At 43.2% G+C, this 17,619-nt stretch carries 18 protein-coding genes and 1 pseudogene; 16 read left to right on the forward strand and 3 right to left on the reverse strand.

Annotated elements, in window-relative coordinates:
* The first annotated feature begins 271 nt into the window (after window positions 1-271).
* The 10 genes and pseudogenes from DFP79_RS00660 to DFP79_RS00705 all read left to right on the forward strand — a co-directional run bounded on the left by DFP79_RS00660 (window position 272) and on the right by DFP79_RS00705 (window position 9,273).
* On the forward strand, window positions 272-1,489 hold the full coding sequence (locus DFP79_RS00660; RefSeq protein ID WP_133501977.1) for a cystathionine gamma-synthase family protein: 1,218 nt from the start codon (window positions 272-274) through the stop codon (window positions 1,487-1,489).
* Between the two features lie 124 nt (window positions 1,490-1,613).
* On the forward strand, window positions 1,614-2,495 hold the full coding sequence (locus DFP79_RS00665) for a LysR substrate-binding domain-containing protein (RefSeq protein ID WP_133501979.1): 882 nt from the start codon (window positions 1,614-1,616) through the stop codon (window positions 2,493-2,495).
* 90 nt (window positions 2,496-2,585) lie between these two features.
* A complete protein-coding gene (locus DFP79_RS17935) occupies window positions 2,586-2,906 on the forward strand; it encodes a hypothetical protein (RefSeq protein ID WP_133501981.1) in 321 nt (106 codons plus the stop codon).
* Window positions 2,907-3,068: 162 nt separating this feature from the next.
* Window positions 3,069-3,356 (forward strand): hypothetical protein, encoded by a 288-nt coding sequence (locus DFP79_RS00675; protein WP_133501983.1) that lies wholly within the window; start codon window positions 3,069-3,071, stop codon window positions 3,354-3,356.
* 1,004 nt (window positions 3,357-4,360) lie between these two features.
* Complete coding sequence (locus DFP79_RS00685) at window positions 4,361-4,816, forward strand: hypothetical protein (protein WP_133501985.1); 456 nt, start codon at window positions 4,361-4,363, stop codon at window positions 4,814-4,816.
* A 66-nt stretch (window positions 4,817-4,882) separates the two neighbouring features.
* Window positions 4,883-5,005, forward strand: coding sequence for a hypothetical protein (locus DFP79_RS18135; RefSeq protein ID WP_279526481.1), 123 nt, complete (start codon window positions 4,883-4,885; stop codon window positions 5,003-5,005).
* Window positions 5,006-5,228: 223 nt separating this feature from the next.
* Window positions 5,229-5,705: a hypothetical protein gene (locus DFP79_RS00690; RefSeq protein ID WP_133501987.1), complete on the forward strand. Its 477-nt coding sequence runs from the start codon at window positions 5,229-5,231 to the stop codon at window positions 5,703-5,705.
* A gap of 150 nt (window positions 5,706-5,855) precedes the next feature.
* A pseudogene (locus DFP79_RS18210) lies at window positions 5,856-6,059 on the forward strand (transposase); the annotation flags it as partial.
* A 391-nt stretch (window positions 6,060-6,450) separates the two neighbouring features.
* On the forward strand, window positions 6,451-7,557 hold the full coding sequence (locus DFP79_RS00700) for a GGDEF domain-containing protein (RefSeq protein ID WP_133501989.1): 1,107 nt from the start codon (window positions 6,451-6,453) through the stop codon (window positions 7,555-7,557).
* 504 nt (window positions 7,558-8,061) lie between these two features.
* Complete coding sequence (locus tag DFP79_RS00705) at window positions 8,062-9,273, forward strand: ammonium transporter (RefSeq protein WP_133501991.1); 1,212 nt, start codon at window positions 8,062-8,064, stop codon at window positions 9,271-9,273.
* Window positions 9,274-9,358: 85 nt separating this feature from the next.
* On the opposite strand, the gene hisG is transcribed toward DFP79_RS00705, so the two are convergent.
* Window positions 9,359-10,201, reverse strand: a complete 843-nt coding sequence (hisG, locus tag DFP79_RS00710) for an ATP phosphoribosyltransferase (RefSeq protein ID WP_133501993.1) — start codon at window positions 10,199-10,201, stop codon at window positions 9,359-9,361.
* A gap of 279 nt (window positions 10,202-10,480) precedes the next feature.
* Between hisG and DFP79_RS00715 the strand changes: the two genes are divergently transcribed.
* Together DFP79_RS00715 and DFP79_RS00720 are read left to right on the forward strand one after the other, a co-directional pair.
* Window positions 10,481-11,437, forward strand: a complete 957-nt coding sequence (locus DFP79_RS00715; RefSeq protein WP_133501994.1) for an acetylxylan esterase — start codon at window positions 10,481-10,483, stop codon at window positions 11,435-11,437.
* Window positions 11,438-11,506: 69 nt separating this feature from the next.
* Window positions 11,507-12,235 carry an esterase family protein gene (locus tag DFP79_RS00720; RefSeq protein WP_133501996.1) on the forward strand — a complete coding sequence of 243 codons (729 nt, stop codon included), beginning with the start codon at window positions 11,507-11,509 and terminating at the stop codon, window positions 12,233-12,235.
* A 63-nt stretch (window positions 12,236-12,298) separates the two neighbouring features.
* Here DFP79_RS00720 and DFP79_RS00725 read toward each other — a convergent pair whose 3' ends face one another.
* Together DFP79_RS00725 and DFP79_RS00730 are read right to left on the reverse strand one after the other, a co-directional pair.
* Window positions 12,299-14,143 carry an ABC transporter ATP-binding protein gene (locus tag DFP79_RS00725; RefSeq protein WP_133501998.1) on the reverse strand — a complete coding sequence of 615 codons (1,845 nt, stop codon included), beginning with the start codon at window positions 14,141-14,143 and terminating at the stop codon, window positions 12,299-12,301.
* 26 nt (window positions 14,144-14,169) lie between these two features.
* Window positions 14,170-15,132 carry a LysR substrate-binding domain-containing protein gene (locus DFP79_RS00730; RefSeq protein ID WP_133502000.1) on the reverse strand — a complete coding sequence of 321 codons (963 nt, stop codon included), beginning with the start codon at window positions 15,130-15,132 and terminating at the stop codon, window positions 14,170-14,172.
* A gap of 129 nt (window positions 15,133-15,261) precedes the next feature.
* Between DFP79_RS00730 and DFP79_RS17940 the strand changes: the two genes are divergently transcribed.
* The 4 genes from DFP79_RS17940 (at window position 15,262) to DFP79_RS00750 (ending at window position 17,490) form a co-directional block, all read left to right on the forward strand.
* Window positions 15,262-15,588: a DUF1127 domain-containing protein gene (locus tag DFP79_RS17940; protein ID WP_208111374.1), complete on the forward strand. Its 327-nt coding sequence runs from the start codon at window positions 15,262-15,264 to the stop codon at window positions 15,586-15,588.
* The gene (locus DFP79_RS18140) at window positions 15,579-15,704 is read left to right on the forward strand and encodes a hypothetical protein (RefSeq protein WP_279526482.1); all 126 of its coding nucleotides are present in this window, start codon (window positions 15,579-15,581) and stop codon (window positions 15,702-15,704) included. Before DFP79_RS17940 ends, DFP79_RS18140 begins: the two co-directional genes overlap by 10 nt.
* 135 nt (window positions 15,705-15,839) lie before the next feature.
* Window positions 15,840-16,115 carry a hypothetical protein gene (locus DFP79_RS00745; RefSeq protein WP_133502004.1) on the forward strand — a complete coding sequence of 92 codons (276 nt, stop codon included), beginning with the start codon at window positions 15,840-15,842 and terminating at the stop codon, window positions 16,113-16,115.
* 55 nt (window positions 16,116-16,170) lie between these two features.
* Window positions 16,171-17,490, forward strand: coding sequence for a D-serine ammonia-lyase (locus DFP79_RS00750; protein WP_341777636.1), 1,320 nt, complete (start codon window positions 16,171-16,173; stop codon window positions 17,488-17,490).
* The last annotated feature ends 129 nt before the right edge of the window (window positions 17,491-17,619 follow it).

Raw genomic sequence — 17,619 nt, forward strand, 5'->3', positions numbered from 1 at the left:
ATAGAGAGTGTAAGTATACTTGACTAAAGTTGGTGCAAAAACAGGCAGTGCCAGATTATTGTGCGTTACATCATTCAATTTAATTACGGTATCAAGAATGCTTATTGGTAAATGCCTAACTTGATGTTTTTCTTATTAAGTTAATTCGCGTCTATTACATGAAAGATTGCCATTAAAAAAAACCACCCTGAGGCTTGGAATAGATGATTACTCGACTGGCTCAATGTCCACTATATTTGCGCTAAGAAACGAGACTTACTGGGAGCCGTCCATGGACAATCAACATACGAATAAACCAAACCAAACAAAAGACATTAATGCTGTCGGAGTGGGAACACAGGCCGTTTGGGGTGGCGAAACGGTAGGTCATCCGTATCGTGCGACTCAGACGCCTATTGTTGCAAGCGCAGCCTACGGTTACGAAGACATCGACGAGTGGTACGACGTTGCTTTGGGCAAAGCCCCCGGTTTCATATATAGCCGTATGAGCAACCCAACGGTTGAAGTATTGGAAGCGAAGCTGTGTCAGCTAGAGCGTGCTGAATCAGCGGTTGCATTCAGTAGCGGAATGGCCGTGATCAGCAGTGTGTTGTACACCTTTTTGTCGCATGGCATGCGCGTTGTTTCGACCAAAGACAGCTACGGTGGCACGAATAAAATTTTTGAAGAGTTTCTGCCAAAAATGGGTGTAGAGGTGACACTTTGTGAAACCCAAGATCACGAAGCCATCGAAGCTGAAATCGCCAAAGGCTGCGACCTTCTGTATTTAGAAACCCCCACGAACCCGACTTTAAAAGTCTTGGACATTAAACGTCTTGCAGCCGCCGCGAAAGCGCAAGGTGCCATTGTTATCGCGGACAATACCTTTGCCACGCCGTTGAACCAAAGCCCTCTGACACTTGGAGTCGATGTTGTGTTGCACAGCGCGACTAAGTTTTTAAGTGGCCATGCGGACGCAATGGGCGGTATTGCCTGTGGTGCAGAATCTTTGATGAGCCAAGTTAGGCACTATCGAGAAATCAACGGAGCGTCTCTCGATCCATTTTCTGCTTACCTCATTATTCGCGGAATCAAGACGCTTGCATTGCGAATGCGCCAACAACAAGCCAGTGCAATGGCTTTAGCGGAGTATCTGCAAACCGAGCCAGAAGTCGAAGCGGTTAATTATCCGGGGCTACCGACGCATACAGGGCATGAGATTGCTAAAGCGCAAATGAAAGGTTTTGGTGCAATCGTTAGCTTTGTGCTCAAAGGCGGGATGGAAACCGTGACCAAACTCTTGCCCAAACTGCAATTTGCGCATTGCGCTGGCAACCTAGGTGCGGTGGAAACCATATACGGCCCAGCAAGAACGACAAGTCACGTTGAAAACACGCTAGAAGAACGTCTAGCGTTGGGGATTTCGGAAGGGCTCGTGCGTATCTCTGTTGGAATCGAAGACACTGAAGATTTAGTGGCGGATCTCAAACAGGCTTTTGCTTCTTTATAAGCACAACACCATTGCGCTCAAAGAGGCTTTGTTCAAAAGCCTCTTATGACCTCTTTTTTGTTAATGACTTTTCCTTTGGTAGCGGGAGCGTTACGATTACCTGACTATTTGCTGGGCGTTTCAAATGAATCAAAAAGTTCTCCCTCCACTCAATTGGCTGCGTGCTTTTGAAGTCTCAGCGCGTCATCTGAATTTTACTCATGCCGCATCTGAGCTGTGTTTGACGCAAGGCGCAGTCAGCCAGCAGATACGCCTACTCGAAGATCACTTAGGCATCCCACTTTTTAAACGTCTACCAAGAGGGTTAAGCTTAACCTCCGAAGGGCAGTCTTACCTACCTGTTGTTCAGGATGCCATCTCTCGTCTCGCCGCTGCAACCAGCGAACTCGTTAACAAAGGTGCCCATAAGCCGATTAAGATTCACGGTAGTTTATCTTTTTTTGTCCACTGGCTAGCGCCCAAATTGACCGATTTTAAGCAGCGTTATCCGAACATCGATATTCGCTACACCACCTCGCTTTGGGTCGACGATGTTGATGACGATCACGAGCTAGAAATACGCTGGGGCAATGGCGACTGGCCGGGCTTTATTGTCAGACGGCTCACATGGGACACACTGTTTCCCGTTTGCGCTCCTGCTTTGCTCGATACAATCAATGCTCCCTCCGACCTTGCTAATCACACTTTACTCCACACCATCGGCTACGAAGAAGGGTGGGGATACTGGCTTTCAATGGTTGGAGAGCAGAATGTCGACCCAGCAAAAGGCATGCAAGTAGACACACTCCTCGCCGCGCTCAAAATGGCGGAACTGGGGTTGGGTGTCGCACTGGCCCGCTCGTCCATGACAGAAGACCTGATCGCGGAAGGAAAGCTGGTGGAGCTGTTTGATAAAAGGCTCAACGCCAGCGAATCCTTTTATTTAGTGCATAAAACAGGAGCCGAGCTGAGTGACGATGTAAATGTGTTTTTGGAGTGGTTGGGTTATTTGAATTTGCGACACTAAACTTGCTCTCTAAAATACTCAAATTCGTTGTGTTATTATTTATCGGAGTGCTTACGGTATTGTGAATATGGTTGTCTAGAGGGAGTAAAAATGCCATCTAATCCAATTTTTTATTATTTCGTATCAATATCAATATCAATATATTTAATTTGTTACTTTTTTGCTAGCTCTTCGGCAGCAAAAAGACCGAAAACTAGCTTATCTAATCGTGTAGGTTTATTTTTTGTTGTTGCTTCATGTTTAGTTTCTAGTGTCCATTATGCTGTTTTTGAGGATGGAGCATTTAGAGTAGCCTCTTACTCATTTTTTGAGTTCTATAATGATTATAATATCAGGTTTTTTGCTTTCGTAATGATGATATTAGGGGTGGTTTTTCCTATGAGAATTTTTAGGAAAAACTGGAATAAATAGTCTCTGATATTTGTATAGGAAGCTTTATGAAAAGCTAATATCCTGGCTTCCTGTTATTTTATTTTCGTAAGCAATAAAGTGAGAGAGGAATAGTTCACCATTTATAAAAATCAACGAGCATATTTATTTTAAATCTATATAGATGGAGGGTGAAGTAGAAAAATGAGTCCATATTTATATTTAGCGTCATCTGTCATGTTAACTACATTTATATATGCTATTTCAGCATTAGCTGCTAAAACTCGTCATGGGAAAGATTTAGCATCTCTCGTTAGTATTGTTATTATACTTTTTTCTATATTTGTTGGTACAGGGCAATATACTATATCTAAAGATGGTGCCTTTTTCTTTGTCGATTTTACGGAGAATGGTTATATTAGAGTTTTCTCTCTTTTTATGGCCGGGTTAAGTGTTTTTATTCCAATTAGAAAACTAGGAAGAAAAAAATAATTATATGGTTGTTTTAAGTGGAATTAGGTTTTTTATATTAGTATTTTGGAGTGATATATTATCGGTCACACACTCCTTTTTTGGAACCAAAGTTCCCTAATTTAAAAGTATCGCACTTATTGTCTTAATTTAGGGAGGTATATTATGAAGCTGAATGAGTTTTTTTGCATTGCTATCGGTTTAGTTACTTGTATGTTCGGTTTTAAGATTTATTTCAACGGAAGTTATAAAAGCTATAAGTATGACGTGTTAAACTTTGGAAGTAATCATGAATATATAGGGATGGCTATAATTATTACTGGGATCTATTTGCTATATTTAGCGTTTAATAAGTTTATTAAGTATTAATACAGGCCATATATGGACGTTCCGGCTAGGTCAAGGCCGCACTTAACCGAACCACCCTTTTTAGGGCATTAATACGATCTTGTTGACCTCACCGGACGTGTTGTTCGGGAGGATAAAAGAGGGTCAATTGTTCTATCACTGTCGCCTATTTTACAAAGAGTAGGCATTTCTCACGAAAGTTGGATAACGATTACAACTCTGTTCGAATCAAACTCAAGCAGTATTGTAGGAGCGGAAGCGAGCTTAAAGGAATATTCGCACTCAAATCCTAAAGCCAGACCAAACCGAAGGTGCGCAAGGCTATTCGCATAGTTTAAATCCATTCCTAAACGGGTCTAAGATCATGCAATTTGAGTGGTATGAGGTCATTTCTTGCGTGAAAATTGAGACTAATCTTCAGTTCACCGTGAACTTCTAAGGTTGGCAGTTTTGCTTCTGGAATTAAATCGATAGATTTGATTGTAGAATTGGAAAGTGTTTCCTGATTCTATGTAGTGGGTGTCTGTTAGTATGTAGTGGGTGTCTGTTAGTATGTAGTGGGTGTCTGTTAGTATGTAGTGGGTGTCTGTTAGTATGTAGTGGGTGTCTGTTGGTATGGTTAATAATGCTTCTAATATGCACTTCGGTGAGATAGCTGAGTTTGATGGGTAATTTTGATGACTAAAGAACAAAAGAAGCTTGCAGAGCTTAACTCTATTCGGTCATGGTGCATGACCGTAATTGAGTATGCAATTAAAGTTGATAGCTCTTCTTCGCCGGTGATGAATCAGTTTAAGTCTATTGTTGATTCAACTTTTGAAATGAAAAACCTTAAGGGGTTAAAAACTCTCAAAAGCGATTTAAGAGAGCTTTTTGGTGACTTAAGCGTTTCACAGCGCGAGGAGCTTTCTAATCTGTTGGCTTTAGAATCAACTGACTCAGTGACAGATTTGAGTCAAAAGGCTGAAAGTATCTTATCTAAAGGGAGTATAGGTAACGAAGATGATTATCGCTTCTTGAGTAATTATATTGATTATCTCTTGGAGAATAATACGACTGAAAAGATTGAATCGATTAATAAAATATTACTTCAGTATGTGAGGCACTTAAATAAAAATCATAGCGATAAGTGAATTTACATTAATACAGGCTACCCATATCTTTATTTTTATGAGGCTACTATAAAAAAGACAGGGGTGATGGAAGATATTTTAGGTGTTGTTGGCAAATATTTTTGTGAAAAAGTAAAACTTGAAGAGGTCTTTAGAGTTACTATTGGAATAGGAATAAGTGAGCTGGGGAAAAATCTGGACATTTATTAGATGGCACAATTACAACCACTCACTATGTAACATATCGAGTTAAACAAAAGTATGTTTATAGCATAAAAACCGATTTATGCAAAACTTTCGACAGCTAGGGTTGTGCAAGTATCAAGAGGAAAATGGTTTAAACGGGAGACACTGTGCTTCTTGAGGAGCTTAATCGTGAACCTGTTACTGAAAGTACTTAGTGGGATTTTTGGGAATAGTTAAGGGTGAAAATATGCGGATAATACTAATAATATGTTTTACTTTTTTTCTAGTTTCTTGTTCGAAAGAAAAAGCTCATATTGTGTCAATATCATTTCCTTTTTATAAAAGCTGTCAAGATGAAATTGAGAGAGCAAGAGCGCTATTTAATGATTTGACAAGTAGAAAAGACTATAAACTCTCTGTCTCTATAGAAAAATTTGATGAAGTACCAAAGCTAGAGACAGAATTAGTCGGAATAGTACGTTTTATTTCAGAAGGGGATTGGAAAACATTAGATGGAGGAACTCCTTTGGACTATCTCAAGTTAGAAGCAAAGGGCGTCCAATACAGCTGTACTCCTAATAACTCAATAATTGTTCCAATCAATGATATTGCTTTAGAGTATTTTAGAGTGAAGTCGGAAAAAAAAGGTGTAGCATTAAAAATATTAAACCAAAAAGATGCCATTATCTATTTTAATGATGGAACGTTACCATATAATTATTAAGAGTTCGTAAATTTATACTGTTTATAAAAAGATTACCCAAGACACCCATTCAAATTGTTCATATTAAGAAATCTATACAGGCCATATATGGACGCTCCGGCTAGGTCAAGGCCGCACTTAACCGAATCACTCTTTTCAGGGCATTAATACGATCTTGTTGACCTCACCGGACGCGTTGTTCGGGAGGATAAAAGAGGGTCAATTGATCTATCACTTTCGCCTATTTAACAAAGAGTAGGCATTTCTCACGAAAATTGGATAACGATTGCAATTCAGTTCGAATCAACCTCAAGCAGTATTGTAGGAGCGGAAGCGAGCTTAGAGGAATATTCGCACTCAAATCCTAAAGCCTGAGTAAACCGAAGACGCACAAGGCTATTCGCGTAGTTTAAACCCGTTCCTAAACGGATCTAAGATCATGCAATTTGAGTGGTATGAGGTCATTTCTTGCGTGAAAATTGAGACTAATCCCCAGTTCACCGTGAACGTCTAAGGTAGGCAGTTTTGCTTCTATTAAGTGGGTGTCTGTTAGTATGTGGTTAGTATGAGCGTACAAAAAAATACAATATCGTAAAATCAAAATGACCGGATCATCTACTATCAAATCAAGTGTTTTTGAGATATCACTTTATTTCGATACAATAGAGCATAATGATAAAGAGAATCTATCTTATTTATCGAAAAACACAACGTTCTCTTTTACCAAAACCCGTACAACAAGCAGCTAGGAAATCTAGGTATTCTTATGGATATTATTCGAAAAACGTCCTCAACCACGGAAGCTGCGCTGCTAAAACCTCATGTATTTCGCGGTCTCCTCCTGTTCGCAATGAGTGCGTTCGCGGCCATTTGGTCTATTGATTATACAAGTGGCATCATCGCGTTTTTTGACGCTGTCTCTTATCCTATATGTATCGCAGGATTTGCCACAATCTATCTATTAAGTCGAACAAAAAAGGCATCTGAGCAATCCCTTCATCTTACTACCTACCTTATTGTTGCGGGTTACCTGACCAGCAGCAGCATTTGGCACCACATGGCAGAAAATGGCTTATTTTCAAACTCAGCTCAATGGCTAGGGTTGAATTACGTCATAGCCTATTTGTTTTTGGAGGTGCGTAAAGCGGTTATCGTGACAATAGCGTCCTTTATAGTTACCTTAATCGGACACTACCTCGCACTGATTCAACACTACCCACTGGATGATACGGTAGGTGTTGTTTTGAATATAGGCATCGCTCATACCGTTTATATCGTATTGCTTTGGACGGTCGTTCAAATGCGAGTGGAACATACTAAAACTCACGAACGACTGAGCACACTTGAACAACATGCGATGATCGACCAACTAACAAACGTTTTGAATCGTCGAGGCATTGAAGATGTATTTAAACACGCAGAAGAAAACTGGATAAGTCATAAACAGCCTTATGCCATTCTATTGATAGATATTGATCATTTTAAACAAGTTAATGATCAATATGGCCATTTAGTGGGCGACAAGGTTCTCGCTGACTTTGCCGCTTTACTGAATAAACTCACACTAGCGAGTAATAGCGTTGGTCGGTGGGGTGGTGAGGAGTTCATCATTCTCGTAAAAAGTAGAAGCAGTGAAGAGTGTTTCTCGCTCGCAGAAAAAGTGCGACAAACCGTTGAAAGGTCAACGTTAGGGGGGCTAAAAGAGCTGTCGATTAGTATTGGGATAGGCTATGCCAACGAGGAAAAAAGCTTGTTCGAAACGTTCCAGCAAGCCGACTCTTACCTTTACGCCGCGAAGAAAACAGGCAGAAATAAAGTAATTGACCGCAACCAGATTATTAAGAAGAGGCAGGAAAGCGCGGCAGAAGTCTAAGATCGCCTCTTTTTGCACATGCCTAAAGCCTATCTATATGCAAAAAACTTCATACAAACTGTTATAAAGTCTGTATGAAGCTTGAGAAGTTCAAATTATGGGTGTCTGTTAGTAAGTCCTTTTTTCTTAAAAATGCTACTGCTCTCATCCAGACTCCCGCTGTTCAAGCCAAATAGCAGCCTTTCTCCAAGATACTTATCAAAAACTCAACGCCAGTGAATTCTTTTGTTTGCTACGTAAAACAGGGAGTGAGCAGAGTGAAGATGTAACAAGTATTTTGCGGTTGCCTAGATCATAAAAACACGTTGAACTGATGGCTATTAATGTCTCTCTCCCCACTTTAATCCACCCTGAGCACCAAAAATAAGCAAAATAGGAATGAAAATTGCTTGTTTTTGTCTCGAATAGTCAATTTCAAGCCTTTTTTAGTCAATTGGTGCGAAAAAGGCGCAAAAATAAGAGCAATAAGCGCTTGCTTGGTGCAATTAAATAAGAGGGTTCTTTGTGACAGCCACAAACAGTGCAGTAGAAATGCTGATAGCCAATTCTAATACCTTTTTTATTCTCCTAGGCGCCATCATGGTGTTTGCGATGCATGCAGGTTTTGCATTTTTGGAGGTAGGAACCGTTCGCAGTAAAAACCAAGTCAACGCCCTTGTAAAAATCATGACAGATTTTGCGATTTCCGCTCTCGTGTATTTTTTCATCGGCTACCAAATCGCCTATGGCATTAACTTTTTCGAAAGTGCTGCAACCCTTTCTGAGCAAAGTGGCTACGCGTTAGTGAAGTTTTTCTTTCTAATGACGTTTGCTGCTGCGATTCCTGCCATTATCTCCGGTGGTGTGGCGGAACGGGCAAGGTTTTATCCGATGCTGATCTCCGCCGCTGTTATTGTTGGCGTGGCTTACCCATTTTTAGAAGGCCTGATCTGGAACGGTAATTATGGTTTTCAAGATTGGTTAGAAACACAATTCGGCGCGCCTTTTCATGATTTTGCGGGGTCTATCGTCGTACACGGTTTTGGTGGCTGGGTCGCGTTAGCCGCTATCATCTTGCTTGGGACGCGTAATGGGCGTTTTAGAGGCGACAAATTGGTCGCTTTTGCGCCGTCCAATATTCCTTTTCTAGCGTTGGGAGCATGGATACTTTGCATTGGCTGGTTTGGCTTTAACGTTATGTCGGCACAAACCTTAGACGGCATCAGCGGGTTGGTCGCAGTGAACTCGTTAATGGCTATGGTCGGCGGTATTATTGCCGCTATGATTTTGGGTAAAAACGATCCCGGTTTTATTCACAACGGCCCACTGGCGGGGTTGGTTGCTGTCTGTGCAGGTTCAGACATCATGCATCCCATCGGCGCATTGGCAACGGGTCTTGTAGCGGGTGCGTTATTTACTTGGCTATTTACGCTGATCCAACAAAAATTCCAACACATAGACGATGTCTTAGGCGTATGGCCATTACATGGTATTTGCGGAGCGTGGGGCGGTATAGCGGCAGGTATTTTTGGTCTTGAATCCCTAGGTGGGTTAGGCAATGTTAGCTTCTTATCACAATTGGTCGGTTCTGCCATTGGTATAAGCATCGCCTTAATCAGCGGCTTTGTTGTATATGGAACGGTGAAGGCCGTCAGCGGATTGCGCCTAAGTGAAGAGGAAGAGTACAACGGTGCCGATCTTTCTATTCATAAAATCGGTTCGGTGAGCAACGACTAAGGTCGGGTTTTATTGATAATAAAAAGGCGGTCTCTGTTGTGCAGAGACCGCCTTTTTTCTTGATCCAAACAGATTTGGCTAAAGGCTAAATCCTAGCCATTTCAATGTTTGTTAGTAATATGGCTTTGCAGCCTAACGCTTGTAGGCTATCAAGAATTTGATGTGCTTCGCTCTTCTTAATCATGGATTTCACGGAGCACCAGTTCGGGTCTTTCAACTGGCAGATCGTTGGAGATTCAAGCCCGGGGGTGAGTTCGCAAGCTGCATCAAGGATCTCTTGAGGAGAATCGTATTCCACTAACTGATAATCCAATGCGATCAGTCGACCAGTAATGCGATTTACGATTTTGTCCTGATCCGGCTTATTGGTTGGGCTAGGAGCTGAATAGAGAGCGGCATTTGACGTAAATATTGGGTCAGATACGACTCTTAATCCAGCGGACTTTAATGTAGAGCCGGTTTCAACAATATCAACCACGCAATCAGCAAGACCAAGGCTCACTGAAATTTCAACGGCACCATCAAGTTCGACGATTTCAATGTCATTACCTTGAAAGTAATCTCCCACGATATTAGGGAAAGAAGTCGCCACTCTGAGGCCAGAAATATCATCTTTATTGTTTAAAGTTGAGTTTTGCATGGCTGCAATACAGAGCTTTGAGTGGCCGAACGGCAGGTCTAAAAGGTTTACTGCGTTGCTCTTCTTCTCGCTGTGGAAATCTTTGCCTGTAATGCCGATGTCTATTATGCCTTTGCTTAAATACATCGGGATATCATTGGCTCGTAGGAAATAAAATTCTATTTCATTTTTTTCATCATAAAAAAACAGCCCTTTAGTAGGCTTTTTAACGTTGTATCCGCACGAGACAAGTAAGTCGATGCAAGGCTGATACAAGCTCCCTTTGTTCGGCAGGGCCATCCTAATCATTATAAACTCCGAATAAAGCAATTCTATTTGTGGGCTAAAGTAGCATTTTGTAGAGGCGTTTTATATAGCTCTGAGCCATCAATACAGCGTATTAAAGAATGCGTGCTGCTCCAGTTTCGATCTGTTAAGTGGCTAATTTTAAAATAAAAAAACGTCAAGTTTGTTACGCTATGGGCTTTAGCGTAAAACTAGCGCAAGAAGTGGCTTTCGATCGGTTCTTGTTCAATCCTCCCCTTTCTGCGATGATTTTCATTGTTTTGTTAATGATGTCATCACTCTATGTCCGAAGTCCGTTGTTCAAACCCCCACAATCGCTTTTCTCAAGAAGCGCTTTTAGGTATTAAAACGCCCGCATCTCCAATTGGGTTCCAATCGTTTTGGCAGCAAGCGTATCAAAGTACGCTTTTAAAAAAGCCAACAATGAGCCTGAAGGATTCTGGTCGACGTGTGAAAAATTGGAAGGTCATGGATGTCCAGTATGAATCAACGGATCAGGTTATGATCGGTGGTTGGCTGTTGCTTCCAATTGATCGTCCTCCTGTTAGAGGTTTTGTGGTTGGGCATGGTTACGGTGGACGTGAAGAGCCTGATCTTCATTTGCCTTTTACGGATTCTGCGATTTTGTTCCCTTGTATGAGAGGGATTTCCCGCAGCCCAGCGCCACCGATTTCTCCTGAGCCTCAATGGCATGTGCTTCACGATATTGACAAAAAAGACCGATATATTATCAAAGGGTGTGTTGAAGATACTTGGTTGGCGGTGTCGTGTATGGAGCAATTGTTTCCATATTTGAAGGGTAAGCTGGGTTATTTAGGCATTAGTTTTGGTGGCGGCATTGGCGCGTTGGCGATGGCATGTGAAAAACGGGTGTCGCGGGCGCATTTAAATGTCCCGACGTTTGGAGATCATCGTTTAAGGTTGCGCTTACCGACAGAAGGAAGCGGCAAATCCGTGCAAAGGTTCTTTAAATCCCATCCAAGGTTGGCGCTTAAGACATTGCGATACTTTGATGCAGCCAATGCCGCGCAATGGATCGATATGCCTGTGCACTATGCGTTGGCATTGAAAGACCATGTTGTTACTCCACCGGGGCAATTTGCTATTTACAATGCGACCTCAAAAACTAAGCGGCATCTAATGGTGTTAAAAGAAGGTCACAGTGATTACCCTGAAAAAGTACATGAAGACAGCGCATTGCTAGCGGAGTTGGATGCGTTCTTTGAGGCATTAAAGTAAAAGTGAGAGATAGGTGTTACGCGCGACATAAGGTTTATATTGATATGTAATTATGAGGCGAGGCTCAGCGTGAACAGAGAATATCACAAGTGGTGGAGTCCCAATCTGCAACGAGATATGGAGTTGTTGGTATTTGGTTCTGGTGGCGCGAAGGTGCTGGTTTTTCCGACGCGAGGAGGGCGCTTCTTCGAGTATGAAAACCTCGGTATGGTGGAAAAAATCCGCCATAAAATAGAGGCCAACCAGCTTCAGCTTTTTTGCATCGACGGCATCGATGCGGAGTCTTTTTATTGTTATTGGGCGCATCCAAGCGGGCGAATGACGCGCTATATGCAATATGAAGAGTATGTATTGCGCGAAGTTTTACCTCTTATGCATACGATCAATGCGCACCCCACGACAATCAGTCACGGGTGCAGTTTAGGCGCGTTTCATGCGGCGAATATCGCTTTTAAACACCCTCATTTATTTAATAAACTTTGTGCGTTTAGTGGGCGATACGATTTAACCTTACAGGTTGAGTACTTTCCTAACTTGCTCGACGGTCACTATGACGAATCAGTGTATTTTAATACGCCGACGCACTTTCTTCCCAACCTCCACGGTCACGATCAATTAAATGCATTAAGAGCAATGGACATTGTGTTAGTGATAGGAAAAGAAGACCCCTTTTTGGATAACAACTTACACCTGAGCCAAATACTGAACGAAAAAGGCATCGACCATCAACTGCACTTGTGGGAAGAGCGTGCCCATCGAGGGTATTATTGGCGACGCATGGTGCCTTTGTACTTGTGATAAAAATGCTGTCGCTACATAGTGATAATCGATAGGCCGTAATCGAAGACCTCAGGCTAGACGTTACCGATAGCCTTTGGCTTGCAAGGTAAATAAGTGTGCGTATTGTCCTTGTTGCTTTAGCAGACTTTCGTGTGTGCCGCGTTCTTTAATCTCTCCATGTTCCATTACGATGATTTCATGAGCAAGACGAACCGTTGAAAACCGGTGCGAGATCAGGATCGCCATTTTATCTTTCGTGTGTTCTTGGAAGTGTTGAAAAATCGTCGCTTCAGCTTGTGCGTCCATGGCAGCTGTCGGTTCATCTAAAACGAGGATGTCTGCATCTTGACGCATAAACGCACGAGCCAGAGCGATCTTCTGCCATTGTCCACCGGACAGCTCTTGTCCTCCTTTAAACCAGCGGCCTAGCTGGGTCTGATACCCTTGTTCGAGTTCTCCAATGAAGTCGCTTGCTTTTCCGAGCTGTGCGGCATGTTTCCAGCCTTCTTCGTCATCAAAGCGGCTGTCGTCACCCGCGCCTATGTTTTCTCCCACGATAAATTGGTAGCGAACAAAGTCCTGAAAGATGACGCCGATACGGGTAAGCAGGGCGGTTTCGTCCCAGTTTTTAAGATCAAGCCCGTCTAACAAGATACGCCCTTCTGACGGCTCATAGAGTCTTGTTAGCAGTTTAATTAAGGTTGTTTTGCCGGAACCATTTTCTCCGACAATCGCGAGACTTTGTCCGGGAGTAATATGCAAATTGATGTTCGATAGAGCGGGTTTGGCCGCGTCTGGGTAATGAAATGTCACGCCTTCGAAGCGTATTCCATCATTTGGTTGCGGGCCTTGCGTACTGTTTTTTTGTGGGAGCGGCGAGGTGTTAGCGGTTGGCTGTTCTAAATACTCGTAAAGGTTGGACAGATAGAGATTGTCTTCATACATGCCGCTGATGGAGGTGAGCGATGCGGATACGGCACTTTGGCCCTGTTTGAACAGAATTAAATACATGGTCATTTGACCGAGTGTGATAGCGCCTATAACGGTGTCTGTCACAATCCAGCCGTAGGCACCGTAAAACACGAGCGTGCCAATGATACCAAGGGCAAACCCCCAGCTTTCACGGCGTAAAATCAGGCGTTTGGTTTCATTAAAGATGGTGGTGAATATGTTCCGATAGCGTTGTAGAAAACGCTGTCCAAGTTGGTAGAGTCGTACTTCCTTTATGTGATCTTCACGCGCGAGTAAGGTTTCAACATAGTTTTGATGACGAAATTCAGGCGAGCGCCACCGTGACATTCGAAACGCATCACCCGAAAATTTCGCTTCAGCAATAAACGAAGGCAAGGCTCCTGCTACCAAAAGTACCAATACCCACGGGGAGAATTTCCACAGTAGAATGGCAAAGCTGGTCAGAGTGATGGCGTTTTGCAGTAGGCCAAATGTCTTATTCACTAAGGCGAGTGGTCGGCTAGAAGCGTCTCTGCGGGCACGAATGAGTTTGTCGTAAAATTCAGAATCCTCGAAATGCGCGAGACTAAGTGTCTGTGCCTTTTCCAAAATCATGGTATTTACTTTTTGGCCAAGTAATAGCCGCAGTATGGCTTGTTGTGCGGCTAATGAGCGTTGCGCCGCAGCGGTGGCGATCACCAATATGCCTTCGAGAACAACGTAGTTTAACGCCGTGCGATAGTCTAAGGTTTTACTGTCCTCATAATGCTGCATCGCAGCGACGACGGCATCGACAATGAGCTGGCCTACATACGCCATGGCGGCAGGTAGCAAACCGCTGATTAAGGTCGCTAAAGCGATCCCAATGGTCAGGCTTGGTGAGGTTTGCCAAACAAGCGTGATGGCTCTGCGACTGTAGCGAAAGACACCTAGCATGTTTTTATCAACCGTGTGTGAGCGGCTTTTCGGCCTCATAATATTTCCTAGGCGTTAACCCGTATTTAATGTTTCTCAGTGGAGTCGATTAGTTTGAGCCCTTCCGTCTGGTCTCGGTATTCCTCCCAGCTAGTTTGAATTTCTTTTACTTCCTGTTTGAGCCATTTCCTGAATTTTTGAACTTTTTCATACTTAAAGTGGCTTGGAGGCGCGACGAGGTAAAAGTGATAGGTGGATTTCATATAGAAGGGCAGCGGGCTAATCAGCTGACCTTTTTTAATCAAGTCATACGCTAGGCTAAATCGCATCATGCTGATGCCCTGACCTGATAAAAGGGCTTCGATCAAAATCGTCGCGTCTGACACTTTCAAGTAGGAAGGCAGCTGTTCGGAATCGTCGACTATGTGTTGTTGAAGTACGGACCATGTGGCACGCATATCCGGCCCTGTGTCTTCAATGATTTTTAGTTTGGCTAACTGTGGTTTGATGGGTTGGCTTTGATCAATTAAAGATGGGTGACAAATGGGAATCAAAAACTCTTCAAATAAGAGTTCGGACTTTAAATCGTCGTATTGCCCTTGGCCAAAGCGAATGGAGAGGTCTAGGTCTTGATCTTGAAAGCGCGCGATTTGAAGGCCGGGAATGAGGTACAAATTGAGCGATTGTTCAACGGCCTGAAACTGACCAATGCGAGAGACCAACCAACGACTGGCGAAGGAAGGTAAGGTGCTAATAATCAATTTAGTTGGGTTAGGGTCTTCTACAATCGTTCGCACGCCTTGTTCTAATAAATCGAAGGCTTGCTCCACGTATCGGTAAAGCTGTTCGCCTTCTATGGTTAAGGCCACTTGTCGTGTTTGACGCTCGAACAGTGTCATGTCCAACGTATATTCTAGTGTTTTTATTTGCTGACTTATGGCCGCTTGAGTCACATTGAGGTGTTCTGATGCTTCTTTGAAGCTCAACGATTTCGCAGCATGTCGGAATGCGAGCAAGGATTTGAGTGGCGGTAATCGAACGTGCGTCATAATGGTTTTGAGGTTTGAATGACCATAGTTAAGATAAACTTAATTATGGTGTGTTTTTTCTCGTTTGTCAGTGTTTGTTTATTGAACGATTATTTGATCATCAACAAAACGACATAGGAGAATAAAATCATGAGTCACTCAATTCACTTTCAAGCACAGTGTGCACTGCAAAACCAACAGCAAAGACAGCAGCAAAACCAACAGCAAAGACAGCAGCAAAACCAACAGCAAAGACAGCAGCAAAACCAACAAGAAGTATGCAGCGAGTTGTTAGGCAAGGTTCAGTTAACTCAGTCAGGCATGCTCATGCAGCGAGTTTTACGAGCGATTGCGCGAGTACGTCATAACTGGCGGACACGCAGTCAGTTAGCAAAGTTGAATGACGCTGCATTAAAAGATATTGGTGTTACACATGCGGATGCGTATAACGAGTTACGCAAACCATTGTGGAAGTAATCCGCACAATGGGAAACCGCAGTGTATATGATGTAGAGCTTGCAGCCATGATCAGAGTGCCAACCAGCGATGCGCCTTTTGTGTTTAAAGGGCGAATCGCTTTTCTATCTATGTAGGCTTGATAAGGACAATCAGTTCGAAAATTGAAAGAAATGGTTATTTTTTGAACACTAATTAGAAGAAATTTCATGGTTGTGCTTTAATAAAATGCTCTTGCCGAATGGTCGGCGCGTTTGATACGAGTCTCCCACATGAAAACAGATCCAGAAAGTTTGCTAAAAAAAAACGATGCGATGGTGCACAGTGACGCATTAAAGGTGAAATCGCACGTACAGCGTAATGATGAAGAGTGGGTTCAACACACATTGATGATTGAAGGTTATGACGTGCCTTTTCGTTTCCGTCGCAAAGGAAAATATCGGACGCTTCGAGGTGCAAGAGTAAATTTGACCTACTACCCTACAGAGGAAAACGTCGCCGGCATTCCGATGGAAATCATGAAGGTGGTACGCGTCAAACGTAGTTAGCGTTTTAATGTGTATGCTAGTCTGTTGATACAGTGATCAATGGAATCTACGCAGTATGCAAATGTCAGAACAACGCTTTTCTGAACTAAACCTTTCAAAAGAACAAACTGAAAAAGTCCAACAAGGCTCCCCTTTATTGTGGCCCAACCCAAGTTATCGCTCTGATGCTGCATTGTCTCCCGAGGTGGCTCTGATTCATCAGGCAGACGCGCGATTGCGTCGATTTTCATCTGTACTGACTGCATTATTTCCTGAACTAAGAGGTACGGATGGCATCATCGAATCCTGCCTAGTGGAAGTTTGTTCATTATTTCAAGCATTAAACCACGCTGGTGGACGTTTGTTTATCAAAGGCGATCATCAGCTTCCTGTTGCTGGATCCATAAAAGCACGAGGCGGCATTCATGAAGTGCTGCATTTCGCAGAGTCTCTCGCACTGTCTGAGGGGATTATTGAATGTACGGATTCCGATTACGCCGCTTTTTTATCTGAACCTGCCAAAACGTTATTTGCTCAATACACTGTTGCGGTCGGCAGTACGGGAAATCTAGGTCTTAGCATCGGTATTATTGGTGCTGCATTAGGCTTCAACGCCGTCGTACACATGTCTTCGGATGCAAAAAACTGGAAAAAAGATCGTCTACGTAAGCGAGGCGTTCAGGTTGTCGAGCATTCTGCCGATTATGGAGCCGCCGTGGAAGCGGGTAGAGTGCAAAGTGACGCAGACCCTTACAGCTATTTTGTTGATGATGAACGATCGCCGCACTTGTTTATGGGGTATGCGGTGGCCGCACTGCGCTTAAAAGCGCAATTAGAAGAATCGAACATTCAAGTCGATCGTGATCATCCTCTATTTGTGTATCTTCCCGCTGGCGTTGGCGGTGCGCCGGGTGGAATAACCTTCGGTCTGAAATCCATTTTTGGTGAACACGTACATTGTTTCTTTGCGGAACCTGTGCAGGCTCCTTGTATGCTTTTAGGCTTAGCTGGTGCGCCGCACAGTGAACCGACACCGGTTTATGAGTTTGGTTTGGCTGTCGACACGGATGCGGATGGCCTTGCGGTGGGGACTGCATCTCAATGGGTGTGTGACGTAACGCGCCATTTGGTTTCTGGTGTGTACACTCAAAGTGACGACACTCTCTATCGAGATCTTGAAAGGCTGAAACGTTTAGAAAACATTGAGGTCGAGCCCTCTGCCGCTATTAGTTGCAGCGGTGTGGAGATGCTGAATACTAATAGCGGACAAACTTATCTCAAACGCCATGGTTTGTTAGATAAGATGGAAAGCAGTACACACATTGCTTGGTTGACCGGAGGCTCTTTTGTGCCTGCTGAAGAATACGAGAAGTATCTCAAGCTAGCCTGCATTTAGGTTTACTTTATTGAATGGGCAAATAAGACCTTGAAAGTTTAGTCCGTCTCTCATTAGTATTGCCATCAGAATAAGCGTGTGTGAGGTAATCTCGTATACGAATACATTATTGATCCGAGAGGCGTCCCC

The organism is Marinomonas balearica, from assembly GCF_004362145.1.
GTDB lineage: Bacteria > Pseudomonadota > Gammaproteobacteria > Pseudomonadales > Marinomonadaceae > Marinomonas > Marinomonas balearica.

Bases quoted from the DNA above. Each gene is read 5' to 3' on its own strand.
- DFP79_RS00660 (WP_133501977.1), top strand. From the start codon at position 272: ATGGACAATCAACATACGAATAAACCAAACCAAACAAAAGACATTAAT.
- DFP79_RS00665 (WP_133501979.1), top strand. From the start codon at position 1,614: ATGAATCAAAAAGTTCTCCCTCCACTCAATTGGCTGCGTGCTTTTGAA.
- DFP79_RS17935 (WP_133501981.1), top strand. From the start codon at position 2,586: ATGCCATCTAATCCAATTTTTTATTATTTCGTATCAATATCAATATCA.
- DFP79_RS00675 (WP_133501983.1), top strand. From the start codon at position 3,069: ATGAGTCCATATTTATATTTAGCGTCATCTGTCATGTTAACTACATTT.
- DFP79_RS00685 (WP_133501985.1), top strand. From the start codon at position 4,361: ATGACTAAAGAACAAAAGAAGCTTGCAGAGCTTAACTCTATTCGGTCA.
- DFP79_RS18135 (WP_279526481.1), top strand. From the start codon at position 4,883: ATGGAAGATATTTTAGGTGTTGTTGGCAAATATTTTTGTGAAAAAGTA.
- DFP79_RS00690 (WP_133501987.1), top strand. From the start codon at position 5,229: ATGCGGATAATACTAATAATATGTTTTACTTTTTTTCTAGTTTCTTGT.
- DFP79_RS00700 (WP_133501989.1), top strand. From the start codon at position 6,451: ATGGATATTATTCGAAAAACGTCCTCAACCACGGAAGCTGCGCTGCTA.
- hisG (WP_133501993.1), bottom strand. From the start codon at position 10,201: ATGATTAGGATGGCCCTGCCGAACAAAGGGAGCTTGTATCAGCCTTGC.
- DFP79_RS00715 (WP_133501994.1), top strand. From the start codon at position 10,481: ATGTCCGAAGTCCGTTGTTCAAACCCCCACAATCGCTTTTCTCAAGAA.
- DFP79_RS00725 (WP_133501998.1), bottom strand. From the start codon at position 14,143: ATGAGGCCGAAAAGCCGCTCACACACGGTTGATAAAAACATGCTAGGT.
- DFP79_RS00730 (WP_133502000.1), bottom strand. From the start codon at position 15,132: ATGACGCACGTTCGATTACCGCCACTCAAATCCTTGCTCGCATTCCGA.
- DFP79_RS17940 (WP_208111374.1), top strand. From the start codon at position 15,262: ATGAGTCACTCAATTCACTTTCAAGCACAGTGTGCACTGCAAAACCAA.
- DFP79_RS00745 (WP_133502004.1), top strand. From the start codon at position 15,840: ATGAAAACAGATCCAGAAAGTTTGCTAAAAAAAAACGATGCGATGGTG.
- DFP79_RS00750 (WP_341777636.1), top strand. From the start codon at position 16,171: ATGCAAATGTCAGAACAACGCTTTTCTGAACTAAACCTTTCAAAAGAA.